The organism is Weizmannia sp. WK01 (assembly GCF_025905465.1).
GTDB lineage: Bacteria > Bacillota > Bacilli > Bacillales > Bacillaceae_C > Weizmannia > Weizmannia faecalis.
Map to the genome: position 1 here is coordinate 1,817,789 of NZ_CP109616.1, position 26,028 is coordinate 1,843,816.

Genomic DNA, 26,028 nt, shown 5'->3' on the forward strand with positions numbered 1-26,028 from the left:
CTTTTACAGGCCGGCCATTGATTGGTCCTCGTTAGATTTTCACCGCAGGGCTTTTCTTATGCATATTTAACGCCAAATCTCAATTTTGATTTTTTTCACAAGCTTGCGGACCAGTAAAAAGATACCGTAACCGCACAATCCACCCGTTGTATTCAGCAAAATATCATCCACATCAAAACCTCCGACATGGAAATATCCTTGAATGGTTTCCACCAAAGCCGATGCCAAAAACGACAGCAATCCCATTATCCAGACCTTTCTCAGCCGCCTGAAAAGAAAGGGCAGGAAAAACCCGAACGGCATAAACATGAAAATATTCCCAAACAGATTGGAAAACCAGACTTCAAATTGAAAGTAACGGTAATAAAGGATATACATTCGGATCGTTTTAAACGGAATGATATTTTGGCTGGCAGAATTGGGCGCATGGCGGTACGGGATAAAGAACAAAAGTTCCGCTAAATAAGCAGCATACACAATGAAAATGAACAAAACGGCCGCATTGATTTTTTTCCGGTTATTTTTTCCCATATCATCCTCCAGCGGTCCGGGCAAGCCCCCATTATCATCCTATTCGGCGGGTGCACACGCTATGCGCCGCCCGTACAGCCTGATGCGTCCGCCGCTTTAAAAAAGCAAAGAGAGACCTGCTCTGGCAGATCCCTCCTTCACCCGGCCTTTTACAGCCATTGTACCTGAATTTACCCGTTGTATCAAAACGCAATGTCGCGTTTTTGAAAATACCAAAAGGTCAAGGTCATAAAAACGACATAATAAACAGCAAGCGTGATTAATGAAAACGGCAAGGTGACACCGTCTGTAAGTTTATCCTGGTACGCATAAACAGACAAGTCCAAATGCGGGAAAATCAGGAATTTCAGCCAATGGTACCGGTTCATCAGAAATAGAATAATCCCACCCAGTGTGTTTGTGATAAACAGGGCAAAAATGCCGATTCCAACAGCCAGAGCCTGACTCTTGAACAAGGTCGAAAGCATGAACGCAATCGCGCTTACCATGACAAGGCTCGGCAAATAAAGGGCAAATTTCAGGAAAAATTGCGGTCCGATTTCTTTAATTTTATATTGGCTGTCACCCACAGTATTTTCTATCATTTTCATATGGAAACTGCCGGATCCCTGAAAAAGAAGGCCAATCAAATAGCCGGCTATAAGCAGAACGGCAAGCAGCAATACCGCATAGGCTGTGACAGCAATGTATTTGGACAGCAAAATTTTCCATCTCGCATGCGGGCGGATCATCAGTTGCTTAATCGTCCCGGATGCAAATTCCGATGAAACGTTGGCGCTCCCAACGATCACACTGAACAAGGTGACAAATGAACCGAGCGGAATGACCACATTGTTCATGAAATGCCAGTTTGAATGGGCATCCGGATTGATATTGTATTTCAAATAATCTTGGTTTTTTTGGATGGTTGGCGCAAGGTCCGCGTATTGTTCAGGATCCTTTTTCATTAGCGCCTCATCCGCTTTGATTTCTTTCTCGATTTTCGTACGCCAGTTTGGATCGTCTTTGCCGTACACCTTATTGTAAAACAGTGCAGCAATTAGCACGAACGCGACAATCAGGAGCATATAGACCCATGCGCTTTTCCGGGCAAATATTTTCATCCATTCATTTCGGATTAAAGCGATCATTGATTTTCCTCCCCTGTTGTATGATTCGTGAGTTCAAGGAAACGGTCTTCCAGCGTTTTCTTTTCAAAATGAATTTCATAGACGTTGCAGCCGCTTCCTACCAATGTTGCGTTGATAACGGCTGCGTCTTTGTAAGCTGCCGAAACCAAAATACGCGTATCATCGACAATGGAAACCGGAAAATGGAGCTGTTTCTCCACCGTCTGCTTCGCGCTTTCGCTGTCATCCGTTGCAAACAAGATATCGCGGCGGTCATCCTGTTTTACCGTTGTCGTTTCTGCCATCGTTTCAATATGGATCAGTTTTCCTTTTTCAATAATGGCATAACGGTCGCACATCAGTTCCATTTCTGAAAGCAGGTGCGAGGAAACGAGGACAGATACCCCGCTTCCTGCCAGCTCCCGCAAATAGCCCCTGAATTCGCGGATGCCTTGCGGGTCAAGGCCGTTTGTCGGCTCATCAAGGATCAATAACGAAGGCTGGTGCAAAATCGCCTGGGCAACCCCGAGCCGCTGCCGCATTCCCAACGAATACGTTTTGACTTTTTGTTTAAGGGCATCTTCCAGTTTGACAAGCTTTGCGACTTCCCATAATCTCTCTTCGGAAACGGGTTTCCTTGACATTCTCTTATAGTGGACGAGATTTTGATAGCCGGTCATGTACGGATAAAATTCCGGATTTTCAACGATCGCGCCGATTTCATTCAAAGCCCCTTTGAAATCTTTATCAAGGCTTTTGCCGTTAATAAAGATTTCCCCGCTTGTGCGTTTCATCAATGAAACAATCATCCGGATAATCGTTGTTTTACCGGCGCCGTTTGGACCGAGAAGGCCGAAAACCTCACCTTTTTTCACTTCAAAACTGACCTGGTCCACAATTTTGCGCGAGCGGATTTGTTTTGTAATCCCTTTGACCGAGAGCGCCATTTCACTCATAACATCCCTACTTTCTGCTAAACGAGTCTAATCCATATACGAAACTGGCCTTAAAAAGTTTCAAAAAAGATTCGGTTAAAAAAGCATTTGATTGTGGTATATACATATTTTAATGAAGAGCCCCATAAAGATATTCATAGAGACGTTCTGGGAGTAGAGGGATGACAATGGAAAAACTGAAATGGAAACTGGCTTTATTCATCATCTGTCTGGCCGTGCTTGCAGGATTGATCTTTTTTCAGCGCCCGGTAAGCTATCAGCGCGTAAAGATTATCGATAAATTTTACACGCCCAACCGGAAAGAAATGCCGGTTGCAACCGGTGTGAAAACAAAGCGAAAAATAAAAGTGGCACCAACAACGACAAAACCGTATTGCGCGATCGCATTCAATAACGGCAAAACGCTTGCGATCGACTGCGATACGTATTTAAATTTTAATATTGGCGACCAAGTGTACATCAAATACCGTGGAAACCGGTTAACCGATATCCGCCGGAAAGGATGAAAAACATCCCGATTCCTTTGCTACATGCAAAAGAACCGGGATATTTTTTAATCTTCCCCGATAATTTTTACTTCTGTCTCAAGATCTACCCCAAATTTTTCTTTTACCGTTTTTTGGACAAATTTGATCAAATTCATATAATCCGTTGCCGTTCCGCCGCCGACATTCACCATAAACCCGGCATGCTTTGTCGAAACCTCGACGCCCCCGATGCGTTTCCCCTGGAGCCCGCTGTCCTGGATCAGTTTCCCTGCAAAATAGCCGGGCGGCCTTTTAAACACGCTGCCGCACGATGGATATTCAAGTGGCTGTTTCGATTCCCTGAGATCAGTCAATTCATCCATTTTGGCTTTGATCTCCTGTGCGTCGCCCGGCTCCAGGCTGAACGTCCCTTCAAGCGCAATCTCCCCATTTTCCGCAATGGAACTTTTCCTGTACTGGAAGGACAAATCGCTTTTTTCAAGCCTTTTCATCTCGCCTGTTTTGGTCAGGACAAGCGCGCTTTTCAGAACATCTTTGACTTCCCCGCCATACGCCCCCGCATTCATATACAGCGCACCGCCGACAGATCCCGGTATCCCGCAGGCGAACTCAAGCCCTGTCAGCTTTTGCTTTAAAGCATAGCGCGAAACATCGATAATGGCTGCACCACACTGGGCTGTAATGTCATTGCCTGTATGCGATATTTTCGCTAATCTAGTCAGAATCAGCACAATTCCCCTGATGCCGCCGTCTTTGATGATCAGATTGGAGCCGTTGCCGAGGATCGTGTACGGCACGCCGTTCAGAGAGGCAAAACGGACCGTCTTCTGCACTTCTTCATATGTCTCGGGGAAAATCAAAATATCCGCTTTTCCCCCTGTTTTTGTAAATGTATATTTGCTTAACGGTTCATCTTCCAGAATTTGACGCGGATAAATGAGCGAACGCAAGTCTTGTAAAATTGTCTTTTCAGCCATGTTCTTCTCCTTCTTTGCTTTGATGCCTCTTTATTTCCGGATAGTGGAGGATCATCGCCGCCAAACAAAAAAGCGGATACCCGATCAGCACCACACCCGAAACAAAACCGTTTTTCGTAAACCATTCATGAATGATTGTATGTAAAATGAACGGGACCGTTATGACAAAGCATGACATTTTCCATAAATGCTGGTAGGCCAGTTTTCTCTTCCACAGCTTCCTGAGCCCGTATCCGGCAAAAGCGAGCAAAGAAATGCCCGCCAATACGCCGCACAGGACAACGAGCACATAAGCGAACAGAAAGTAAAAAACAAATTGGATGGCATTCAGGGCATCAAGGGATCCGCCGGTTAAAATCGCAGGGATATGCAGACAGGAAACCATAAGAACAAGCAGAACCACATACAAAACCGTCCTGTCCATCGGAAGCCTGTTCAAACGAAAAGCAGCTCTTTTTCCCGGCAATAAACAGCTGTATTTGAACGCAGTCCAAATATCCATCCTGCTATCCCCCTATCCCGAATGCTCCACTCCACATTATAATATAAAAAACAATTTGAAACGAGAACCATTTACGACAGATTCTTTAATTCCGTTTCAATTGCTGCTTTAATTTTTTCAAGGCAAGCCTCAGGCGTTTTGGCAAAAATCCTTTTTCCGTTCACCATCGCAAATGGGCTGTAGGTGCATAAGCCGCACGCCATTAAGCATTCATTTGAAATCACCGCAACTTCAGGATACCGGGATTCAAGTTCTGCTTCCACATCAATTGTGTTGATCAGGCTGCCTTCACATATTTCGACTAAAATAATGCCCAATCCCGTTTCCTCCTTTTGCTTAAAAGCCGTAAAACGGCATCTTTATCCATTATACTGTAAGCTTTAAAAAAATCCCAACAGGCGCGCTTTCCCGAGGTCCCGGTTCATCGGAAATCGTATACACGGACACTTCTTTCCCGGAAAATATAAATATTTTCCGGCTGGGCTGTCTTTTTCTTTATAATAACAGGGGATATTTGGTACAATAATGTAAGACTTCCATTTTGCTTGCAGCCACCTGCGCGCAAAGGAAAGACTTTACAATCTAATCATGTTGAGGTGTCTACATTGGAAAAACAGCAAATCGGCGTCATCGGTTTGGCCGTCATGGGGAAAAACCTTGCGTGGAATATCGAAAGCAAAGGTTACACCGTTGCGGTCTTCAACCGTTCCCGTTCAAAAACCGAGCAAATATTAAAAGAATCGGAAGGAAAAAATATTTTCGGTTATTTTACAATGGAAGAATTCGTCCATTCGCTTGAAAAACCACGAAAAATCCTGCTGATGGTCAAAGCGGGCGAAGCAACAGACGCCACGATCGAGCAGTTAAAACCGTTTCTCGACAAAGGCGATATCTTGATTGACGGCGGCAACACATTCTTTAAAGATACACAGCGCCGCAACAAGGAATTAAGTGCACTCGGCATCCATTTTATCGGCACCGGTGTCTCAGGCGGCGAAGAAGGCGCGCTGAAAGGCCCTTCGATCATGCCTGGCGGGCAAAAAGAAGCATACGACCTTGTTGCACCGATTTTAAAAGACATTGCTGCTAAAGTAAATGGTGAACCGTGCACAACCTATATCGGTCCGGATGGTGCCGGCCATTATGTGAAAATGGTTCATAACGGCATCGAATACGGCGATATGGAGCTCATCTCAGAGTCCTACAATCTGCTCAAAAATATCCTCGGCCTCACTGCGGACGAGCTGCACGAAGTGTTTGCCGACTGGAACAAAGGCGAGCTCGACAGTTATTTAATCGAAATTACCGCTGATATTTTTACAAAAAAAGACCCAGAAACCGGCAAACCACTTGTCGATGTCATTTTAGACACGGCCGGCCAAAAAGGGACAGGCAAATGGACAAGCCAGAGTGCGCTTGATCTAGGGGTTCCGCTGCCATTGATTACGGAGTCCGTATTCGCCCGCTTTATCTCGGCCATGAAAGAAGAACGGAAAGCGGCAAGCAAATTGCTAAAAGGGCCTGAAAAACCCGCTTTTTCAGGAGACAAAAAAGCGTTCATTGAAGCGGTCAGAAAAGCATTGTACATGAGCAAGATTTGTTCTTACGCCCAGGGCTTTGCGCAAATGCGGGCCGCTTCGGAAGAATATAACTGGGATTTGAATTACGGTGAAATTGCGATGATTTTCCGCGGGGGCTGCATCATCCGCGCGCAATTTTTGCAAAAAATCAAAGATGCGTACGACCGCGATCGCAATCTTAAAAACCTGCTCCTTGACCCGTATTTCAAGGAAATCGTGGAAAGCTACCAGGATGCGTTGCGCGAAGTCATCGCGACAGCTGTCCGCTTCGGCGTACCTGTGCCGGCTTTGTCCGCAGCGCTTGCCTATTACGATTCGTACCGTTCGGAAGTGCTGCCTGCCAATCTCTTACAGGCCCAGCGTGACTATTTCGGTGCCCATACGTACCAGCGCGTTGACAAAGAAGGCATCTTCCATACGGAATGGCTTGAGTTATAATTCAGAAAAATCCCGCCGCACCTGGCGGGATTTTTTTACTCTCCGTACATTTTGAACACGATTTCGCCTTTGATCACTTTTCCCCCGTCTTGATTGGCCACCACTGCTTCATACGTTTGCCGGGCGCCTTGCGCTTCTTTCAGCGTTGCCGACAGTGTCAAGCGATCGTCTAGAAAAACCATGCCCGCAAAGCGCACGCTAAATTTTTCGATGAATCCTTCGCCAACATACGGTGTAAACAGCTTTCCGAGATTTCCCATTGTCCACATCCCGTGGGCAATAATGCCGGGTAGCCCGGCTTTTTCTGCTGCTTCATCGATCGTATGAATCGGATTAAAGTCGCCGGAAGCACCAGCGTACTTGATTAAGTCCAACCTTGAAACCGGCGGGAGTTCCATGCTTTCCAGGCTGTCCCCGGGTTTTTTCGCGCGAAGGTTCATCCTTTCATCCCCTTCCGGACCGTTTCAGAAAGAATAATCGTTTGGGTTGCGGTCATGACGATTTCACCATTCTTATCTTCCGCCGTGCTTTTTATAAACAAGAAACCCATCTGTCCGAGCTTTCCTTTTCTTTCCTGGTATTTTTCAATTTCCCTATAGCAGTGCAATGCTTCTCCGACATAGAGCGGCCGTTGATATTCGAAATTTTGTTCCCCGTGTATGAGCCCAGCTTTCGGAAGGTCCAGGCCTTCTATTATCCCGTAGTCAAACGTGACCGGGAATGTCGGCGGTGCGATGTTGGCTTTAAACCCTTTTTCAGCCGCAAAGGCAGGATCTGTAAAAACAGGGTGCGGGTCACCGATGGCTTCGGCGAACTTTCTGACAGCGCCCCTTTCGATCGTATTTTGGACCGGATTTGACCGTTTTCCAATCAGTTCTTCAAACATCCGCCCGCCCCCTTATTATGCTTTCGGCCCGCCGGCAACATAGAGCACCTGGCCGTTTACGAACGACGATTCTTCCATCGCAAAGAAAAGGACCGCGTTTGCAATATCTTCCGGCTTTCCTGTCCGACCGACAGGAATCATCGATTGATTAAATGCGATAAAGTCGTCGAATTTAACGCCGAGCCGCTCAGCCGTCGCTTTTGTCATGTCGGTTTCAATAAAGCCGGGCGCAACCGCATTGGCGGTAATGCCAAACTTTCCGAGTTCAAAGGCCAGCGTTTTTGTAAAGCCCTGAATGCCCGCTTTTGCCGCCGCGTAGTTTGCCTGGCCGCGGTTGCCGAGCGCGGAAGTGGAAGAGGTATTGATGATTCTTCCGTATTTATTTTCAACCATGTTTTGCTGGACAGCCCTTGAAAAGAGGAACGCCCCTTTCAAATGGACATTCATGACGGTATCCCAGTCTTCATCCGTCATTTTAAACAGCAGATTATCGCGGATCACGCCTGCATTGTTGACAAGAATATCAATCTTTCCATACCGGGTGCACACAGCTGAAACCACCGCTTCCACCTGCGTGCGGTTTGCCACATCCGCCAGCTGCCCGAATACATCGTAACCGCTTTCTTTGAAAGCCTTTACAGTTTCTTCCAAAGCCTTTTCATTGATATCGACGAGACAGACTTTTGCCCCTTCTTTGGCAAAGGCGGCTGCAATGGCTTTGCCGATCCCTCTGCTTGCACCCGTTACAATCGCAACCCTGTTTTCAAACCTTTTCAAAACCGCTCCCCCCTCGCATGTTCGAATTTTTCTGTTTGTTTTAAATATATACAGTAAACAGTTTAAATTAAACGCTTCCTTTTGTAAATATTTGTGCATCCCTTTCAAGCACTCCACTGCCAAAAATTTTGTCAGCGCTTTATTTTTCGTATATTATAAAAAGTAGAAATATACATAAAGAGGTGGCAAGCTTGGAAAATTTTATTTTAAAACTGAAAGAATTGATCGGCCCGGATTTGGTCAGCGGAAATGAAACGGTTCTTGAGCAGCACAGCAGGGACGAATCCTATCATACACCCCATTTGCCGCAGGCTGTTGTATTTCCCGAGTCGGTGGAGCAAGTAAGGAAAGTGGTTGCTTTTGCCAATGAAAACCGCATAATGAAAACCGCATTCCGGTGATTCCTTTTGGCCTCGGTTCCAGTCTCGAAGGCCATGTCATTCCTTATCAGGGCGGGATTACGCTTGATATGATGCGGATGAACAAAGTGGTAGAAGTACTTGACCGTGACTTTATTGTCCGGGTGCAGCCGGGTGTGACGCGCACGCAGTTAAACCGGGAGCTGAAAAAGTATGGTTTGTTTTTCCCGGTCGACCCGGGGGCGGATGCAACATTGGGAGGGATGGCCGCGACCAACGCCAGTGGCACCACTTCTGTTAAATACGGGGTCATGCGCGACCAGGTGTATGATTTAGAAGTGGTACTGGCGGACGGAACGGTCATTCATACCGGAAGCCTTGCCGCAAAATCATCGTCGGGCTACCATTTAAACGGGCTCATGGTCGGGTCTGAAGGGACACTGGGCGTCATTACCGAACTGGCTTTAAAAGTATACGGCATTCCGGAAGCAATGGTTGCGGCAAGGGCCGTTTTCGAAACGGTCAGGCAGGCGGTTGATGCTGTTGTCGCGATCCGCCAAGCCGGGATCCCGATGGAAAGGATGGAACTGGTTGACAAACGGTCGCTTCAGCAGGCAAACCGGTTTATGGGGACATCGTATCCGGAATGGCCCACTTTATTTTTGGAATTTACAGGGAACGAATCCGGGTTAAAACAAGATGTCAACTTTGCGAAAGACATCCTTGCCGAATTCCAATGCAAAAATGTTATGTTTGAAAAAGATGAAAAAGCGCGCCATAAGCTCTGGGATGCGCGGCATAAACTTGCCTACGCTTTTGTCCGCGGCACGCCGGGAAAGAAAATGATGGTAACCGATGCCTGTGTCCCCCTTCATTTCCTTCCCGAAGCCATTGAAGATACGCGCAAAACGCTTGACAGAATGGGCATGGACGGGGCCATTGTCGGCCATGTTGGCGACGGCAACTATCATGTCATTTTAATGATCGATATGGGAAACGAAAATGAAATTCGGCAGGCACAGGCGTTAAATGAACATATTGTGTCATTTGCGCTATCAAAGGGTGGTACCTGCACAGGTGAACACGGCGTTGGGATTGGAAAGGCAAAATATCAGCGTGAAGAACACGGGCCCGCTTATGGGATGATGAAGAAAATCAAGGATCTGTTTGACCCGAACCATATTTTAAACCCCGGTAAAATCTTTATTTGAGGCTTTTGCCCGCATTTTTTTCACTTTTTGGGGCAAATGTCTATAACCATGCGCCCTGATCCACATACTCTAATGTTGAACACCGAAAAGGAGTGGGTTGAGATGGAACAAACATATGGAAATTATCCGCAATCTCAGGGGTTAGGGCATTTCGGCAGCTATGCCGGGGGAAGCCAGCCTTATTATGATGATGATATGGATATGATGCAGCATTACGGTCCGATGGGGCAAATGGGCCAGATGGGAGCATCAGACGGTTTGGCAGGGCAATATCCGATGGCAGGGCAAATGTACCCGGGACAGCATCCCGCAACTTCGATGTATCCGGGCATGTACGGCATGCCGGGGTACGGTCAGCATATGGGATTGCCGATGGGCCCGGGGTACACAGGCGCCGGTTACGGCCATGGACAAATGCCGGGTTATCCAGGATATGCGGGCGCTGGGATGGGCATGGCCCCGGGAATGATGCACGGTTATTACCCGGGCATGACAGGCAGGGATTGTCATTGCTGACCGGGGCATACCCGCGAGCCAAATCCATAAGGCGTACCAAATAAATCCGCAGTGATACATGTAAACAGCCGGCCTGCCATTGCTTTAGTGCAACGGAAGGCCGGCTGTTTTTAACATTTCTTTTAATTGGCCGAGCGCTTCGTCGGTATGTCCGGCCCGGATCGTTTTCACCCTTTCTGTCTCCTCTATTCCGAGCGAATGGTCATATCTTGGATCATAATAATATTCGAGCAGCCATTTTACGGCCTCATGATATCGTTCAGTCTGTAAATCTTTCTCGATTTCTTTTGCAACCGGCGTGTGAATCCGTTCTTTGATGCTTTGAAAGGCACGGATGCACGCTTCTTTGTTCTCCCACGGCCGGTAATCATCCAAAATATTGCGGACCCGTTCCTCCACCGGCAATTCAATCATAATTTTCGTGCCGCGCGCTTTGTTTTCCATCAAAAATTCCGGCACCACTACTTTTCCGATTCTTTTGCTTTCCGCTTCCATCAGAATATACGGCGCATTTTTCAATTGTAAAATGCGCTCTGCCAACAAAGCATCGAACGTTTTCTGGTTATGGGAGCTTAGGCCGATATCCCCGAAAATGCTGCCGCGATGATTGGCCATGCCTTCCAGGTCAAGGACCGGATAGCCTTCCGAAGCAAGCGCCCGGAGCATATACGTTTTACCGGTGCCTGTATAGCCGCCCAGCACATACGTAACCGGATGAAAGTCCATATTTTCAAGCAGACCTGTCACCCATTTCCGGTAGGCGCGGTAGCCTCCCTGGAGCCGGTAGGCATGGATGTCCATCAGATCCAAAACGGTTGCCGCCGTTTTGCTCCGCATACCGCCGCGCCAGCAAAATACCGCTTTTTCCCCTTCTATTTCACGGAAAGCCTCGATAAAACCGGGCAACTTTTTCGAAAAAATTTCAAGTCCGCGTTCTTTCGCAGCGCGGTTGCCGGATTGGGCATAAATCGTCCCCACTTCCGCCCGTTCTTCATCATTAAATAAAGGGATATTCACGCTCCCCGGAATCGTTGCGTTCCGGTATTCGGAAGGGGAACGGACATCCACCCATGTGAGCTGCTTTTTCTCCATCCGTTTTCTTGCTTCTTCAATGGTAATGTCTTGAAACAAATATTTCCCGCCTTTCTATGGTTCCTGATGGGACTATTGCACTTTGATACGGCCGGGATGACTCGCGACGACTTCACCGATCAGGCTGGCTTCCACCCCTGATTTTACAAGTTCTTCGAGCAGCTGTTCCGCTTCATCGCCGGCAACGGACAGCAATAGGCCGCCTGATGTGACCGCATCACTTAAAATCCATTTATCTATTTGGTCCATGCCTTCTGGGAAGTCGACGACATTTTCAATATGGGCAAAATTATTCTTTGTGCCGCCCGGAACAGCACCTGCTTCCGCCAGTTCACGCACGCGCGGCAGCACCGGCACTTTGTCTTGGTAAATACGGAGCCCATTTTTGCTCCCCTGCGCCATTTCGGATGCATGGCCCAAAAGCCCGAACCCGGTCACATCGGTCGAAGCATGGATGGTGTAATCCCGGGAAATTTCAGCTGCTTTTTTATTTAAGGTGGCCATGACATTGGTCACGCGTGTGATCTCTTCTTCCGTTAATAAATCCCGTTTAATGGAAGTGGTCAAAATCCCGACCCCGATCGGTTTCGTCAATATCAGCTTGTCCCCCGGTTTGGCCCCTGCATTCGTGCGGATATTTGCCGGGTGGATCGTGCCAGTCACCGCCATCCCGAATTTAGGTTCCTGGTCATCAATCGAATGCCCACCGGCTAAAGTGACCCCGGCTTCTTTGCACTTATCACCGGCGCCTTTTAAAATATCGGCAAGAATGGCTTTGTCGAGGGTATGGATCGGAAAAGCAACAATATTCAGCGCAGTTAGCGGCGTACCGCCCATGGCATAAATATCACTAATTGCGTTTGCCGCCGCCACCTGGCCGAATGCATAAGGGTCATTGACAATCGGTGTAAAAAAGTCGACTGTCTGCACGATTGCCAAATCATCCGTCAGCTTGTAAACGCCGGCATCATCGTTCGTATCGAGCCCGACAAGCAAATTCGGATCCGCTGCCTTCGGTGGCAGCGTCCGCATCACCTGCTGCAAATCCGCCGGACCGATTTTGCATCCGCATCCGCCTTTTGTTGTCAGTGAAGTCAATTTTATTTTTTCTGATTGTGCCATATTGCATCAACCTGACCTTTCTTAAAGCATGTCTGATCCTTGTACCATTATAGACCACTTCGCAGCAAAATGCATTTTCTTCCGCTCCGTCCGCCTAATGAGGACGCTGAAAACGGATCCCAGTGGTGAAACCAGGCAGGTCGGGATAAACCCGCAACCCATTATGGTATAATAAAGGAAACAAATTTTTGAGGTGATCGCGTTGAAACTGGCATTTATATCCGATATTCACGGCAATGCGCATGCGCTCGAAGCCGTGCTGGAAGATATTGAACAAAAGCGGGCCGATAAAATTTTTGTCCTCGGCGATCTTTGCTTTCGCGGCCCGGAACCGCAACGGGCATATGAGATGGTGATGGCTTTAAATACGGAAGTGATTAAAGGGAATGCCGATGAATGGGTGTACAGGGGCGTCGGCATGAATGAAGTGCCGGAAAAGGCTTATGAAATGATGAACCGGGAGCGGGACTGGACGGTTTCCCGGATGGAACAAAATGCAGTGGAGTCGCTGCACCAGCTTCCCGAAGAGGTAAAATACGAATACGGTGGCATTAAAATTCACGGATTTCACGCCACCCCGTACAGTTTGTTTGAAAATGTGCCGCCGGATAGTGAAAACAGCAAGTTGAAAGAGAAGTTAATGCAGGAAGACGCGGATATTTATTTATATGCGCACATCCACCTGCCGTTTATCCGCACGTTTGATGGCAAAACGTTTGTCAATCTCGGCAGTGTCGGTCTGCCGTTTGACGGGATCGCCAAAGCCTCTTATGCGATGGTGGAAATTGGCGATCACGATTACCAGGTTTCCAATGTCCGTGTTTCCTACGATGTGCAAAAGACGATCGGGTTATTTGAAGCTTCCGATTATCCGAATAAAGACAAGCTGATCGACATTTTAACCCGGGCAAAAAATGATTGAACCCACCCCCGGTTTTAACCGGGGGTTTTTTTCGGCAGAAGTTTTTGTGAAATTTTTCACGAAAGAGCATAAAAAAGCGCAGCAGCCCCATGCCAAAAAAGAGACAGCCATTGGCATCACCCGCCATTTATTTTTTCACCTTATTATGTTATCATTAACAATTGGTATAAATTTTACTGTCATAGAAATGGAGATGTTGTTGCTTTGGCTGTTGTGAATCATACGGCAAAACCTGAACAGCAATCCGAGAAAAAGGCGGCATGGCTTGCCGTTTTGTTTCTCGTCATTGCCGCGTTCGGCCTTTTTTATGTAAAATGGTGGCCGTACTATGAGAAGTCTTTGCTTGCCGCCCATACGCATTCCATCGGGACATCGATTCTCGGGGATCCGGGCAAATCGGCATCATTTTCATGGGATGGCACCTTCCAATATGTGATCGCGTATTTTCAGGCTGTTTGGAAAGCGGCCGTGCTCGGCATTTTGCTCGGTTCGCTCGTGCAAGTGCTCCTGCCTTCTGCATGGCTGCTTAAAGTGCTCGGCAAAACGTCATTTGGAAGTACGGTCATTGCCGGAGCGAGCGCCATTCCCGGCATGATGTGCACATGCTGCGCAGCACCGATTGCAGTCGGGCTGCGCAAAAAACAAGTGTCCACACCTGCGGCACTCGCCTTTTGGATTGGTAACCCGATGCTGAATCCGGCAACGCTGATTTTCATGGCTTTTGTATTATCATGGAAATTTACCCTTCTCCGCATCGTCGCAGGGCTTATCATGACGTTCGGGGTCAGCTGGCTGGCGGGCCGTCTTGTGAAAAACGAACAACCGGTGAACATCCGCCAGTTCGAGCCAGATGCCGGAGAAAACAACGGGTCCTTTTTCTTAAGATGGGGAAAGGCCGCCGGAAATATGATCCTGTATCTTGTTCCGGCTTATTTGCTTTCGGTTGTTGTGTTAAGTGCGGCCCGTTTCTGGTTGTTTCCGGCATTCGGCCAGCATGCCGGAAACAGCATTACGGCGGTGATCCTGCTTGCTCTTGCCGGCATGCTGTTTGTCATTCCGACAGCGGCTGAAATTCCGATTGTCCAGACGATGATGGCTTTCGGGCTCGGGACAGGCCCGGCCAGCGCACTGCTTGTGACGCTTCCGGCCATCAGCCTTCCTTCCTTGATCATGGTTGGCCGGTCGTTTTCAAAACAAACCCTTCTGTTTGTTGCAGCCTCCTGTGTTGTGGTCGGGATTGTGGCAGGATTATGTGGAATGTTTTTTTAACCAAACGATTGCCCGGAGCATAATCGAGTAGGAGGCTAATCATTATTTGATTAGCCGACCTCTCACACCACCGTGCGTACGGTTCCGTACACGGCGGTTCTAAAGTTTACGACCGTACAGACAGATAGTAATCCAGAAAACTTATATACCTTGCTCTTCGGAAGAGTTCGTTTGTAAGGGTTCTAGCTAAGATATGGCTGCCGGAGATTCTCCAGTAGCCTTTTCTTGTGTTAGCCCATTCCCACGCCTTTCTTTTATTGATCCCTAATTTCTTGAGCCAATAAAATCTTGTGCGTACTCTCTTCCATCTTTTCCAAGTTACCATTCGCATTCTTCTTCGTGTCCATTGGTCCAGTCTGGTTACCAGACTTTTCATATCCGCTAGCTTGTAGTAATTTACCCATCCTCGGACAGTGTCGTTTAGCCTTTTCTTTCTTTCCTCTACGCTTAATCCGTTGCTTCTTCCTGTGATTCTGCGAATTTTCTCCTTTAATTTTTGAACACCCTTCGGGTGTACCCGGAATTTGCATTTTCCTTCATAAAGGTAGAATCCATAACTCAGGAACTTGATGTTTCTAATATGTGTGATCATCGTCTTCTCTCGGTTCACTTTGAGTCGCAATTTCCTCTCAATGAATGGGAGAATGTTATGGTATGTTCTTTCGCAGCTTCTTCGGCTTTTACAGAATATGATCACATCATCAGCGTAACGGACAAATCGGTGATTTCTTGCTTCCATTTCTTTATCCAATTCGTTTAACATTACATTGGCAAGAAGCGGACTTAGTGGTCCTCCTTGTGGAACACCGAAATCATTTGTTGTCCTTATTCCTTTGATCATAACACCTGCATTTAGGAATTTATGGATTAAGGAGATTACACGTCCGTCGTGAATTGTTTCACTCAATATCTGGATAAGCTTACTATGGTTTACCGTGTCAAAGTACTGTTCTAAGTCCAGGTCTACTACATACTGGTATCCTTCATTTACATTCTTTTGGCACTTGAGAAGTGCCTGATTTGTACTTCTATGTGGTCGGAAACCATAGCTATTGTCTGAGAACTTTCTTTCATATATAGGGACTAGGACCTGCGAAATGGCTTGTTGGATGACTCGGTCTACTACCGTTGGTATTCCAAGTTTCCTTGTTTTCCCGTTGTCTTTTGGTATTTCTACCCTTCTAACGGGTTGGGGCTTGTATGTCCCATTTCGAATGGAGAGGACGAGCTCCCTCTGATGTTCAGTTAGGTATGCCAAAAGTTCACCTGTTTTCATTCCATCGACACCGCCCGCACCTTTGTTTTTCTTTACCTTTTTATAGGCACGGTGCAGGTTATTACTTGAAAGGATTCGTTCGAGCATCCATTCGTTCTGTCTGTTGGTGTTAGTGGTGTTGTTTTCAGTTATCCTCTTGAAACTATGCCCTCTGTCATATCCTTCCTGTTCCGCAGTATCTTTTTGACAGCAGGTTTCTTCCTGTTTTCTGCATTTGTTCGTTTCTTCGGTAACTTTCATTGACTTCCACTTCCTTTAGTTCAGCCCTTCCTTCGATGCTCCAGGCATCTCCGTACTATGGCCTCTGCTGACTTCTCACGGCAAATCTTGTTTCAACCAGGTTTCATACTCTGTTTCCACCTGTCCGTGAGACCTCCCGTGGTAAGGTGATTCACTTTCATTCCATGTACCCGCACCATTTACGTTTCCACATCCGGATAGCTTTTGGGCTTTGACTTGTTCAGCAGCCTTACCCTGTGAGAGTACGCCTAATGATGTTCGTGTTCCTCGGGTCAGAATTTTGCCTCCAGCTTCCTTCAGATTCCATCTCACGATGGACACCCTTGCTCTTGGCTAATGGTTGGTCGCTACCTACCCCCATAGCGGACTTACACCGCCTAGCGAATCGCCATGCACGGCGCACTGAATAAAACGGCGCGGCTATCTGGCCGCGCCGTTTTGCATTCATTCTCTGACTTGGCCGCTCCCGTAAATCCAATATTTTGTGGACGTTAAGGCATCCAGCCCCATCGGACCGCGGGCATGCAGTTTCTGGGTGCTGATGCCGATTTCCGCCCCGTATCCGAACTCAAAACCGTCTGTAAAGCGGGTGGACGCATTATGGTAAACACAGGCGGCATCCACCATGAACATGAAATGTTCCGCTCGGGCCCCGTCTTCTGTTACAATCGCCTCTGAATGTTTTGTGCCGTAACGGTTGATGTGCCGGATCGCTTCATCTGTATCTTCCACCGTTTTGACGCTGATTTTAAGCGCGAGATATTCGCAATACCAGTCCTCTTCCGCCGCCTCTTTTGCAGCCGGAAAAATTTTTCGCACCGGCTCGTCTCCGTAAATCTCCACCCCTTTTTCCGCCAGTGCGCTAAGCAGCTTTTCACCGTGCTGGGCGAGCCAATGCGCATGGATTAAAAGCGTTTCGATAGCATTGCAGACGGATGGGCGCTGTGTTTTTGCATTGACTGCGATCCGGACGGCCATTTCCGGCTGTGCTGTTTCGTCAATATATAAATGGCAATTGCCCGCCCCGGTTTCAATCACCGGTACAGAAGCTTCGCGGACAACAGTATCAATCAGCTTTTTCCCGCCTCTCGGGATCAAGACATCAAGATAATCACGAAGGTGGAACATTTCTGTTGCCGCCTCCCTGCCTGTATCTTCGATGAGCTGGACGGCATCTTCAGGAAAGCCTGTCTCCGCCAATGCGCGGTGAATGGAAGAGACGAGCGCCTGATTTGAGCAGATGGAAGACGAGCTTCCCCTTAAAATGACCGCATTGCCCGTTTTGATCGCAAGCGTGGCAGCATCGACCGTAACATTCGGGCGCGCTTCGTAAATCATGCCGATGACACCGACCGGCACTTTCTTTTTGAGGATGAGCAATCCGTTTTCTTTCTTGATTTCCTCGACCGTTTCCCCGACCGGATCTCTTAATTTCACAAGCAGCCGGACCGCTTCTGACATATCATGGATCCGCTTCTCGTTCAGCATCATCCTGTCGAGTATATTTTCCGGAAGGCCCGCCCGGCTCCCCCGCCTGAGGTCTTTTTTGTTTTCGAAAATGATCGTTTCCCGGTCCTCAAGCAAAACACGGGCAATCGCCAAAAGCGCTTTGTTTTTTTCTTCCGTTGTTTTTTTGGCGAGTACCATGCTGATATTCTTCGCTTTTTTTCCTTTTTCTGCGGCTTCAGACATTTAACCCAGCCCCTTTCTGTTTAAAGGCACCCAATGATCGCGGTGAATGACTTCTTCTGCTGCCCGCCCGCTAGGCCTCATAAGCACGCGCAACAGCTCTTCTGCACCGTAAAGCACTTCCCCTTTTCCAAGCAGCCCTTTTGCGCCGTAGACGTCCACGACATCGCCTTTTTGGAATGTGCCGGAAATTTTTTTAATGCCTGCCGGAAGCAGGCTACTCCCTTTTTGCAGCAAAGCCTGTTCCGCGCCGCGGTCAATGTATATTTTTCCGGCACTTTCCGAAAACAGCGCGATCCATTGTTTCCGGCTCTTTACAGCCGGGCGGGCGGCTCCGATATACGTGCCGTCCCCTTTTCCTTCGAGTATCCTGACGAGTTTATCGCACCCTTTTCCTTTTCCAATAAACACCCGGACGCCGAGGGAGACCGCTGTATTTGCGGCTTTTAACTTTGACAACATGCCGCCTGTTCCTGCTTTCGACCCGGCGCCTCCAGCCATTTTCATCATCTCGGGCGTAATATGATCGATAAAATCAATGCGCTGCGCACAACGGTCGTATTTTGGATTCGTGCTGTACAGCCCATTTACATCCGTTAAAATGATGAGACATCCGGCGTGGACAAGCCCGCTGACAAGCGCTGACAGCATATCATTATCGCCGAAAGTCAGTTCTGAGACCGACACGGAATCATTCTCATTGATAACCGGGATGACGCCGCGGCGCAAAAGCTCTGTTATCGTTGAATAAGCGTTATGGTACCGGTCTTTTGTGGAAAAATCTTTCCGGGTCAACAAAATTTGCGCCGGTATTAAGCCGTAAGCACCGAGCGCTTCCCTGTAACGCTGGATGAGCACACTCTGGCCGATAGCAGCAGCAGCCTGCTTCCCTTTTAACGTGACGGGCCGCGCCGGGTAACCGAGCAGCCGGAACCCGCACGCGACGGCGCCGGATGAAACGACGACCACCTCATGCCCGGCTTTGTGCAATGCGACAAGGGCGCCGATATGATCGGCAAACTTCTGTTCATCGATTTCACCGGCGTCATTTGTTAAAGAACTGCTTCCGATTTTTACGACGACTCTGTTTTTCTCCATGGCTTTTCTCTCCTTCTAAAAAAGGTGAAACAAAAAGGCCTTTCCGTCCCTGTAAAAAGGACGAAAAGGCCTTGCTTTTCGCGGTACCACCTTTTTTGGGCGACATTTGCGCCCCGCTCTTTTTTGATAACGCAAAACTTTGCGCCCGGTTTTCCGGGACTCGGAAGGCAGGTTCGGCAGGCCGCCTGCTGCTGCACCTTTCAGCCTGTGGGTGCCGCTCTCTTATGCAAGGGTGATCCGCCTACTATTCCTTCGTTCACGTTCAGTATTTTTAATTATCTTACAACAGCAGTCGCAGAAATGCAAGCAAAATATTTTGCTATGCATAACCCAGGCAGCCGGGACAGAAAATAAGCTTACATGCGGATTTCCCCCGAAAATGGAAAGCAAATTACTTTCTATACGGTGAAAATTTGATATACTAGTCATGTATGAGGTTTCATCACCTTTCTTTGTGAATCTTGGTACGTAATTATGGGAGGAAATTCACAATTAGGAGGGGGGAATCAGGGAACCCGTATATTTTTTTGCATCTACATATGTGTGGGAATTCCATCAGAAAAGGAGAAATAGAAGATGGCAGAAACTTCAGCTCAAAAAGGCAATCCTGAAGAAAAACCGGAAGTAACCCCGGAAACGGCAGTCGTACAGAAAGATTTGCTGGATCAATTATTGGATCCGGAAATCCAGCAATCTTTGACGGTGTTGGTTGAAAGCCTGCCGAAAATGGCCGAACTGGTCACCATGTTAAACAAAGCCTATGATTTTGCGCAATCCATTATGACAGATAAAGTGCTGGTCAATGATTTTAAAGGCGGATTTCTAGGCTTTCTGGATCCCGTTGCCGAAAAAGCAAAGGGGCTTGCCCAAACTGCGATTGAAGCAAAAGACCGTGCCGAGACGTCCACAGACACAATCGGATTGTTCGGCCTGTTGAGGTTGCTGAAAGATCCGCAAGCCCAGAAGCTGTTCCGTTTCCTGCAGTCTTATCTTGCAGTCGCGGAAGAACGCAGCAAACAGCAGTAAGGTGAATGAGAACTAATGAAAACGGGGGATCCATATGAGTAAAAAAATTGTCATTTTAGGGGCCGGTTATGGCGGCCTGTTATCTGCGTTATCAGCGCGTGAATATTTGTCAAAAGACGATGCAGCGATCACGGTCGTAAACCGTGTGCCGGACCATCAAATTATTACGGAATTGCACCGTCTGGCGGCGGGCGGCGTTTCTGAAAAACGGGTGTCGCTTCCGCTCAGAAAACTGTTTAAAGGTAAAGATGTCGACGTTCAGGTGGATGAAGTCACAAAAATCTCGCCTGATTCGAAAGAAGTATCGCTCGGAAGCGGCTTTAAGCTGAATTACGATGTGCTCGTTGTCGCACTCGGCAGCGAAACAGCTTTCTTCGGCATTCCGGGCCTTGAAGAAAACAGCTTTCTGTTAAAATCAGTGGACGATGCGAAACGCATTCATGCCCATATCGAGTCCTGCCTTGCGCAGTATGTCAAAACGAAAAACAAAGCGGATGCCACATTTGTTGTCGGCGGTGGCGGCCTGACCGGGATTGAACTGGTTGGCGAGCTGGCGGACAAGGTGCCGGCATGGTCGAAAAAATTTGCGATCGACCCTTCTGAAATCTCGCTTATTTGTGTCGAAGCGGCGCCTTCCATTTTGCCGAACTTCGCGCCAAATCTAATTGAGCGGGCAACGAAGAGCCTGGAAGCGCGTGGTGTGCAATTTTTGACAGGCATCCCTGTTACGAAATTCCAGGATAATGTCGTGGAATTAAAAGACGGCCAGAAAATCGAAACAAAAACGCTTGTCTGGACGGGCGGCGTGCAAGGAAACCGTGTCGTTGCAAATTCCGGGATTGAAGTAAACCGCGGGCGTGCAACCGTAAACGCCTATTTGCAATCCACTTCCCATCCGGATGTGTTTGTTGCAGGCGACAGCGCGGTTGTCTTCCCGTCAGAAGGCGCACGCCCTTATCCGCCAACAGCACAAATGTCGTGGCAAATGGGAGAATTGATTGGCTATAATCTTTCTGCTTATTTAAAAGGCGGGAAAATGCAGACGTTCCACCCGATCAATTCCGGTACGCTTGCAAGCCTCGGCAGAAAAGATGCCATTGCATTTATCGGGGAAAACCAAACGCAATTAAAAGGCTTCCCTGCTTCCGCTATGAAAGAAGCAAGCAATATTCGTTACCTGGCCCATATTAACGGGTTATTCTCACTTGTATATTAAGGAAAAAGGCGCATCCAAACGCGGATGCGCCTTTTTTAAGCCTCTTTTTCCCCGGCAAACCTAAGTTGCAGGCCGCGCTTTTTTTTCGTGCAAATTGGCCGCAACCGGCTCTATACCTGCACGAAAAAAAGCCCGGCATCACCGGGCAGCTTTACAAACCACTTTCGCTTCTTTTTTTCTTTTTGTCCATATATTCCAAATACGCCTCATCGTGGGTAAGCCATGCTTGGAACTGGCGCTTTACAAATTTTTCCGCTTCTTCAAAGGCAGAAAAAGAAGGAGACTGCTTTAAGCCTCTTGCTTCGATCGCCCAGCCTTTTTGAGGGTCTTTATAAATAAAGATTGGTTCCCCGCTGCGGTTTTGGTATAAACATCCCGCTTCCTGCCCTTTGATATTGGACTGGTTATGGGCAAAATCGCGTTTCAGCGGTTCTGTTTTAAACGTTTCGACGACAAACTGCCGGAACGCCTCTTCCGTCAGCACGGCCCCCGATGCTTTTTTGTGCCCGCCCCCGTCGTATTTTTTGGCAATTTCCGATACGTCAATATGGTCATGAATCGTCCTGAAACTGATCCGTTTCTTTCCGACCATGCAAATGGCGATATAATCGAGATGCGGGTATTCTTTTGCAACGGCATTCCCCAATTCGGAATGATGCGACTCGGCATGAATAACGCCTGCATAATAACCGTCAATCACAGCCTGGTAGACTTCCCGCTTTTTTCCATTTATATATCTTTCGATTTTTTTCTCTTCCAGATCAAGTATTTTTTCTTCCAAATCATCAAATGAAAACGTTTCACTGCCGCTAAGTTTATGTAGCAAAATCTCTTCAAACTCTTCGATCGGATACAGATAGAAAAGATCATTTAATTTTTTGGCCTGCATATTCCCGTTGCGTTCCCATTCCCATGTATCCATTTGCCGGACAAGTTCGACAAACGCGTCAACAGCACCTGTCGGGTTGATTTTTCCTTCCGCTTGCAGATACCGATAAAACAAAGAAGTGGCGCTTGCCTGTTTGCCGTCTTCCTCCACCTGGACAGAAGCCCATTCATGCTCATTTAAGTGAAGCGCGCTTTTATGGTGGTCAATCAGTTTCACTTTTCCGCCCTGTGCGGCATAGGCATCAAGGAGCTCCGCATTTTTTTCGTTGACCGATAAATCGGTAATCCACAGTATGTCTTCTTTATGTTCCTTTTTCAAAAAAGCTTCAACCTGGGGATTTAAACCGGACACAGAATTATACTGGATTTCAATGTCTTTTCCGAATGCAAGCCTGGCAAGAATCCCACAGCCAAGCCCGTCCAGGTCATTATGGGTTAATAAACGATACATCAATCTTCCTCCGAAATTAAAATTTCTGTATGGTCTCCCATACGGATGTTTTTCACAAAATAATATTCTTTGCCTCCGCCCGGTTCTTGGTATATACCTTGCTGCCGTCCCCGATGACAACAAGATCGCAAATGCCGAGAAAAAGCCCGTGTTCAACAACACCTGTGTAACCATCAAGCCAGGCTCCAAACGCGCCGATATCAGGCGATTTGAGCTTTATATCCACGATATAGTGGCCGCCGTCTGTTACATACGGCCGGCCTTCTTTCATCCGGAGGACAGGGTTTAATCCTTCCCGCTCAAACGTTTTCATCAAATGCTTGTATCCGAACGGGACCACTTCCACCGGCAGCGGAAAAGCGCCAAGTTGTTGAACCATTTTCCGGGAATCCACCACCCAGATATTTCTTTTTGATGCCTTTGCCACCAGCTTTTCAAACAACAACGCCCCGCCGCCGCCTTTAATGCCATTTAAGGAAGGGTCCACTTCATCGGCCCCGTCAATGGTCACATCCATTTGTGCCGTGTCGTTCAAGTCTGCTATCGGAATGCCGCATTCGCGCGCAAGTTTTTCTGTCGCACGCGAGGTGGGCACACCGGTGATGTGCAGGCCGCTTTGCACCCGTTCCCCTAATTTTTTTATCGTGTAATAAACAGTTGAGCCGGTCCCAAGCCCGACAATCATTCCATCTTCTACGAGTTCCGCTGCTTTCTCCCCGGCCATCTTTTTCCCGTCCATACCTCTGCACCTGCCTTTACTTTGATTTTATAACAGTCTTAAAGAATTATAAAGGAAAGCGCAAACAGCCATGAAATGAAAATAAAAAAATCGCTCTGCCTTTCAAGGTTTAAACGCAACACGCACACACACGGGCCATTTTTGGATAATATAACCGGACATGCCGGGCCTTATACAAGCATACATTCACGGGCGGCCGCTTTTTGCGCTTTTTCGGGCAATCCAACAACTTTGAAGCTCGTTTTCCGTCAGGCTTTTTGTTCACCGGATCACAATGGCCTGGCTGCCCATCTGCTTCCACGCTTTCTCAAATGCTTCACGGCCAAGCTGCTTATTTTTTGTTCCATACGGGTCATTCACATAAATATGGCCTGGATCGTACCCTGTAATGACAACACTGTGTTCGCTGTATGTGATGTTAATACTTCCCTGGGGCGTGTCCCATGTTTTGAAATCAGAAACCGGCTGAAACCGGGCTGTCGTAATCACCCAGACAGCATGCCCTTCCTCAACATTTTCCAGGATTTTTGAAAAAGGCTGTCCCGTTAAATCCGCCGCTCTTTTGCCGGCATATTTTTTGGCCAGTTCAAAAACAGGGCCGTGGTACACGCCATACCCGGGACCATCCTCCATGTTCCCGACAAAACCTGCGTTCGGATTGCCGTGCTGCCCGTTTTTATAGGTAAACGGCACATACTTGATTTCTTCCGCCAATTGATTCTTGGTCACATGAAAACCGTTATCGACAAGCAGCATCGCGAGGCTTGTCACTTCACAGCCGTTATAAAGGCGGGGCGCATCCATTTGCCTGATAATCGGCACATCGAGCAGTTTTTTGGCAGCAGCGTTATTTTGCGCGGATTTTTGGGCCGATTCTTTATGGGTCAGATACTCATTTAAGGCGAGCAACATGACGATCAATACGATTGCTGCAAAAATGAGCCTGGATGATTTCATCTGTGCTACTCCCCTTTCGGTTATGGCGAAAGCATTCACCGTCTTTCCGTTCTTTCCTGTATGCACTTTAACCCCTGCCGGCCGGGGAAGCGCACGGGAAACTGTCTGTCCCGCTTTTAAGCCGGCCACGGGAAGCCGCCATTCCTGCAGAGAAACCAGTCTTGAATTATTATATGGATAAATTGGAAAGAACTCAACTCCGCGTAAGAGCAATCCAAAATGAACATCAAAGGACTGCTGTTATGTAATCTCACGTGCCGATGAAAAATACGTATATTTTTGTCAGGTTTTCTTACACAAAGATGGTCTAAACGGCTTTTTTGGTATATATTAATAAAAACACCTTACAAAGGGAGGATGCACCGGTGGCAACGAATGAATCATACTTGGAAAAGAAAGTCATCTCGATCGGAACGGTATGTGAATTAACCGGCTTAAGTGAAAGAAGAATCCGCTACTATGAAGAAAGGAAATTGATTTTCCCGGAACGGACAAACAGAGGGATCCGGAAATATTCATTTACCGATGTTGAACGCCTGATGGACATCGCCAATAAACGTGAAGAAGGCATCCAGACTGCGGAAATCCGCAAAGAATATATGAAAGAGAAAAAATACAATGAACGCACGATGCGCGAACAAGTCATCCGCGGCCAGCTGAATGCTTATTTCCGCACAAGAGAATAATGCATCAAACGGCAGCCGGGCAGGCTGCCGTTTGCGCAAGCTGTTTATTCATACACGCTCCGGATATCCGTGTTTGCAGGAAGGGCGAACGGATTGTCCTTGTTAATATGGTCATAGAACATAATCCCGTTCAAGTGGTCCATCTCATGCTGAAAAACAATCGCGGGATAGCCCTTTAATTTAATGAGCACTTCATTCCCGTCCAAATCGTATGCCTTTACTTTAATCCGTTCATAACGCGGCACAAAACCATCCACTTTCCGGTCAACCGACAGGCAGCCTTCCCCTTGCGGAAGGTAGATCATCGATATCGAATGGCTGACCAGTTTTGGATTAAAAACCGTGTACGCCTTTTCACCGTCTTCATCCGCAATATAAACGGCAAACATCCTTTTATTAAGGCCGATCTGATTTGCGGACAATCCAACGCCTGCACGCAAATTGCATTTGCCGGCAATCTCCGGATCCTGGCTGTTTTTTAAAAACTGGAGCATGCAGCGCAGTTCCGCTTTGTCTTCTTCAGTTGGCGGCATGTTCACTTCATCCAGCACTTTTCTTAAAATCGGATCGCCTTCCCTGACGATATCATCCATTGTAATCATATAATCATCATTATATTTGCTCATAGATTGAACCCTCATCTGCCTTTTTCCTGAAATTCTATTTACCCGGCACGGGACGGCCCCGGAACCGGCTGCCATTATACCTGTTTGGACATTGTTAATCTTACCATACCGCAGCAAAAAAATCTAAACAGACGGAACGCCGGACACGGTTTCCGCCAATGCGAACCCCCTGCCTATCATAAACCGGGCACACCTTTTAAAGGGCGGCCCGGTATTTTCAGCTTTTTGCCGTTTTGGCCCGAGATGGAGCGTCCGGCGCACAACAGCTTGCTGTATTGCAGTGGTTTTTCAATGCACAGGAAGCGCACTGCCCTTCCCTGCTTTTTTTGATAAAACGGATCAGCGTAAATGCCGCATAAGCAAAAATCACAACACCGAGCAAAATACTAAATAACATCGGA

At 47.6% G+C, this 26,028-nt stretch carries 28 protein-coding genes and 1 pseudogene; 10 read left to right on the forward strand and 19 right to left on the reverse strand.

The features are described from left to right. Nucleotides 1-66 precede the first annotated feature (66 nt). The 3 genes from OF158_RS08430 to OF158_RS08440 form a co-directional block, all read right to left on the reverse strand. Nucleotides 67-531, reverse strand: coding sequence for a VanZ family protein (locus OF158_RS08430; protein WP_014098266.1), 465 nt, complete (start codon nucleotides 529-531; stop codon nucleotides 67-69). A gap of 182 nt (nucleotides 532-713) precedes the next feature. Then, nucleotides 714-1,661 carry an ABC transporter permease gene (locus OF158_RS08435; RefSeq protein ID WP_014098265.1) on the reverse strand — a complete coding sequence of 316 codons (948 nt, stop codon included), beginning with the start codon at nucleotides 1,659-1,661 and terminating at the stop codon, nucleotides 714-716. After that, nucleotides 1,658-2,596: an ABC transporter ATP-binding protein gene (locus OF158_RS08440; protein WP_014098264.1), complete on the reverse strand. Its 939-nt coding sequence runs from the start codon at nucleotides 2,594-2,596 to the stop codon at nucleotides 1,658-1,660. The genes OF158_RS08435 and OF158_RS08440 overlap by 4 nt, the downstream gene beginning before the upstream one ends. A gap of 161 nt (nucleotides 2,597-2,757) precedes the next feature. On the opposite strand from OF158_RS08440, the gene OF158_RS08445 reads away from it, so the two are divergent. Beyond that, nucleotides 2,758-3,102, forward strand: coding sequence for a hypothetical protein (locus OF158_RS08445; protein WP_225620890.1), 345 nt, complete (start codon nucleotides 2,758-2,760; stop codon nucleotides 3,100-3,102). A 47-nt stretch (nucleotides 3,103-3,149) separates the two neighbouring features. Here OF158_RS08445 and murB read toward each other — a convergent pair whose 3' ends face one another. The 3 genes from murB to OF158_RS08460 all read right to left on the reverse strand — a co-directional run bounded on the left by murB (nucleotide 3,150) and on the right by OF158_RS08460 (nucleotide 4,880). Then, on the reverse strand, nucleotides 3,150-4,061 hold the full coding sequence (gene murB, locus OF158_RS08450; protein WP_035184818.1) for a UDP-N-acetylmuramate dehydrogenase: 912 nt from the start codon (nucleotides 4,059-4,061) through the stop codon (nucleotides 3,150-3,152). Then, nucleotides 4,054-4,563, reverse strand: a complete 510-nt coding sequence (locus OF158_RS08455; protein ID WP_017550421.1) for a DUF1189 family protein — start codon at nucleotides 4,561-4,563, stop codon at nucleotides 4,054-4,056. The genes murB and OF158_RS08455 overlap by 8 nt, the downstream gene beginning before the upstream one ends. A 71-nt stretch (nucleotides 4,564-4,634) precedes the next feature. After that, nucleotides 4,635-4,880, reverse strand: coding sequence for a YuzB family protein (locus tag OF158_RS08460; RefSeq protein WP_014098260.1), 246 nt, complete (start codon nucleotides 4,878-4,880; stop codon nucleotides 4,635-4,637). A 288-nt stretch (nucleotides 4,881-5,168) separates the two neighbouring features. On the opposite strand from OF158_RS08460, the gene gndA reads away from it, so the two are divergent. Then, complete coding sequence (gndA, locus tag OF158_RS08465; protein WP_035184816.1) at nucleotides 5,169-6,581, forward strand: NADP-dependent phosphogluconate dehydrogenase; 1,413 nt, start codon at nucleotides 5,169-5,171, stop codon at nucleotides 6,579-6,581. A 35-nt stretch (nucleotides 6,582-6,616) separates the two neighbouring features. Here gndA and OF158_RS08470 read toward each other — a convergent pair whose 3' ends face one another. From OF158_RS08470 to OF158_RS08480, 3 genes are read right to left on the reverse strand one after another with little or no spacing between them, the layout of a single operon-like run. Beyond that, on the reverse strand, nucleotides 6,617-7,021 hold the full coding sequence (locus OF158_RS08470; RefSeq protein ID WP_017550423.1) for a MaoC/PaaZ C-terminal domain-containing protein: 405 nt from the start codon (nucleotides 7,019-7,021) through the stop codon (nucleotides 6,617-6,619). Continuing rightward, nucleotides 7,018-7,467 carry a MaoC family dehydratase N-terminal domain-containing protein gene (locus tag OF158_RS08475; protein ID WP_017550424.1) on the reverse strand — a complete coding sequence of 150 codons (450 nt, stop codon included), beginning with the start codon at nucleotides 7,465-7,467 and terminating at the stop codon, nucleotides 7,018-7,020. Before OF158_RS08475 ends, OF158_RS08470 begins: the two co-directional genes overlap by 4 nt. A 15-nt stretch (nucleotides 7,468-7,482) precedes the next feature. Beyond that, nucleotides 7,483-8,343, reverse strand: a complete 861-nt coding sequence (locus OF158_RS08480; RefSeq protein WP_017550425.1) for a beta-ketoacyl-ACP reductase — start codon at nucleotides 8,341-8,343, stop codon at nucleotides 7,483-7,485. Between the two features lie 92 nt (nucleotides 8,344-8,435). On the opposite strand from OF158_RS08480, the pseudogene OF158_RS08485 reads away from it, so the two are divergent. Continuing rightward, a pseudogene (locus OF158_RS08485) lies at nucleotides 8,436-9,814 on the forward strand (FAD-binding oxidoreductase). A gap of 102 nt (nucleotides 9,815-9,916) precedes the next feature. Further along, the gene (locus tag OF158_RS08490) at nucleotides 9,917-10,330 is read left to right on the forward strand and encodes a hypothetical protein (RefSeq protein WP_035184813.1); all 414 of its coding nucleotides are present in this window, start codon (nucleotides 9,917-9,919) and stop codon (nucleotides 10,328-10,330) included. 84 nt (nucleotides 10,331-10,414) lie between these two features. On the opposite strand, the gene mnmH is transcribed toward OF158_RS08490, so the two are convergent. Further along, nucleotides 10,415-11,461, reverse strand: coding sequence for a tRNA 2-selenouridine(34) synthase MnmH (gene mnmH, locus OF158_RS08495; RefSeq protein ID WP_014098253.1), 1,047 nt, complete (start codon nucleotides 11,459-11,461; stop codon nucleotides 10,415-10,417). Between the two features lie 33 nt (nucleotides 11,462-11,494). Continuing rightward, nucleotides 11,495-12,544: a selenide, water dikinase SelD gene (gene selD, locus OF158_RS08500; protein WP_014098252.1), complete on the reverse strand. Its 1,050-nt coding sequence runs from the start codon at nucleotides 12,542-12,544 to the stop codon at nucleotides 11,495-11,497. Between the two features lie 202 nt (nucleotides 12,545-12,746). Here selD and OF158_RS08505 point away from each other — a divergent pair, with 202 nt between their 5' ends. Genes OF158_RS08505 through OF158_RS08515 form a run of 3 tightly spaced genes read left to right on the forward strand, consistent with a single transcriptional unit; the run spans nucleotide 12,747 to nucleotide 14,735 of the window. Continuing rightward, nucleotides 12,747-13,466: a metallophosphoesterase family protein gene (locus OF158_RS08505; RefSeq protein WP_013859407.1), complete on the forward strand. Its 720-nt coding sequence runs from the start codon at nucleotides 12,747-12,749 to the stop codon at nucleotides 13,464-13,466. Then, complete coding sequence (locus OF158_RS08510; RefSeq protein ID WP_035184811.1) at nucleotides 13,459-13,683, forward strand: hypothetical protein; 225 nt, start codon at nucleotides 13,459-13,461, stop codon at nucleotides 13,681-13,683. Before OF158_RS08505 ends, OF158_RS08510 begins: the two co-directional genes overlap by 8 nt. Further along, nucleotides 13,671-14,735 (forward strand): permease, encoded by a 1,065-nt coding sequence (locus OF158_RS08515; RefSeq protein WP_013859408.1) that lies wholly within the window; start codon nucleotides 13,671-13,673, stop codon nucleotides 14,733-14,735. Before OF158_RS08510 ends, OF158_RS08515 begins: the two co-directional genes overlap by 13 nt. Nucleotides 14,736-14,841: 106 nt before the next feature. On the opposite strand, the gene ltrA is transcribed toward OF158_RS08515, so the two are convergent. The 3 genes from ltrA to proB all read right to left on the reverse strand — a co-directional run bounded on the left by ltrA (nucleotide 14,842) and on the right by proB (nucleotide 19,038). After that, nucleotides 14,842-16,251 (reverse strand): group II intron reverse transcriptase/maturase, encoded by a 1,410-nt coding sequence (gene ltrA, locus OF158_RS08520; RefSeq protein WP_048339776.1) that lies wholly within the window; start codon nucleotides 16,249-16,251, stop codon nucleotides 14,842-14,844. Nucleotides 16,252-16,695: 444 nt separating this feature from the next. Beyond that, the gene (locus OF158_RS08525; protein WP_035184808.1) at nucleotides 16,696-17,943 is read right to left on the reverse strand and encodes a glutamate-5-semialdehyde dehydrogenase; all 1,248 of its coding nucleotides are present in this window, start codon (nucleotides 17,941-17,943) and stop codon (nucleotides 16,696-16,698) included. Then, complete coding sequence (gene proB, locus OF158_RS08530) at nucleotides 17,944-19,038, reverse strand: glutamate 5-kinase (protein ID WP_035184806.1); 1,095 nt, start codon at nucleotides 19,036-19,038, stop codon at nucleotides 17,944-17,946. It lies immediately after the preceding gene. A 576-nt stretch (nucleotides 19,039-19,614) separates the two neighbouring features. Between proB and OF158_RS08535 the strand changes: the two genes are divergently transcribed. Then, complete coding sequence (locus tag OF158_RS08535; protein ID WP_035184804.1) at nucleotides 19,615-20,064, forward strand: helical membrane plugin domain-containing protein; 450 nt, start codon at nucleotides 19,615-19,617, stop codon at nucleotides 20,062-20,064. A gap of 34 nt (nucleotides 20,065-20,098) precedes the next feature. Then, complete coding sequence (locus OF158_RS08540) at nucleotides 20,099-21,280, forward strand: NAD(P)/FAD-dependent oxidoreductase (protein WP_035184802.1); 1,182 nt, start codon at nucleotides 20,099-20,101, stop codon at nucleotides 21,278-21,280. A gap of 151 nt (nucleotides 21,281-21,431) precedes the next feature. Here the strand turns inward: OF158_RS08540 and OF158_RS08545 are convergent, their stop codons facing one another. From OF158_RS08545 to OF158_RS08555, 3 genes are all read right to left on the reverse strand, one after another. Continuing rightward, nucleotides 21,432-22,619, reverse strand: coding sequence for a DHH family phosphoesterase (locus OF158_RS08545; RefSeq protein ID WP_014098247.1), 1,188 nt, complete (start codon nucleotides 22,617-22,619; stop codon nucleotides 21,432-21,434). A 52-nt stretch (nucleotides 22,620-22,671) separates the two neighbouring features. Then, nucleotides 22,672-23,358: a ribose-5-phosphate isomerase RpiA gene (gene rpiA, locus OF158_RS08550; protein WP_014098246.1), complete on the reverse strand. Its 687-nt coding sequence runs from the start codon at nucleotides 23,356-23,358 to the stop codon at nucleotides 22,672-22,674. 261 nt (nucleotides 23,359-23,619) lie between these two features. Next, complete coding sequence (locus tag OF158_RS08555) at nucleotides 23,620-24,315, reverse strand: C39 family peptidase (RefSeq protein WP_014098245.1); 696 nt, start codon at nucleotides 24,313-24,315, stop codon at nucleotides 23,620-23,622. A 365-nt stretch (nucleotides 24,316-24,680) separates the two neighbouring features. Here OF158_RS08555 and OF158_RS08560 point away from each other — a divergent pair, with 365 nt between their 5' ends. Further along, nucleotides 24,681-25,001: a MerR family transcriptional regulator gene (locus OF158_RS08560; protein ID WP_014098244.1), complete on the forward strand. Its 321-nt coding sequence runs from the start codon at nucleotides 24,681-24,683 to the stop codon at nucleotides 24,999-25,001. A 44-nt stretch (nucleotides 25,002-25,045) separates the two neighbouring features. On the opposite strand, the gene def is transcribed toward OF158_RS08560, so the two are convergent. Both def and OF158_RS08570 read right to left on the reverse strand, forming a co-directional pair. Continuing rightward, nucleotides 25,046-25,627 carry a peptide deformylase gene (gene def / locus OF158_RS08565; RefSeq protein WP_014098243.1) on the reverse strand — a complete coding sequence of 194 codons (582 nt, stop codon included), beginning with the start codon at nucleotides 25,625-25,627 and terminating at the stop codon, nucleotides 25,046-25,048. Between the two features lie 217 nt (nucleotides 25,628-25,844). After that, entirely contained in the window at nucleotides 25,845-26,024 is a 180-nt protein-coding gene (locus OF158_RS08570; protein ID WP_014098242.1) for a FeoB-associated Cys-rich membrane protein, read from the reverse strand. Between the last annotated feature and the right edge of the window lie 4 nt (nucleotides 26,025-26,028).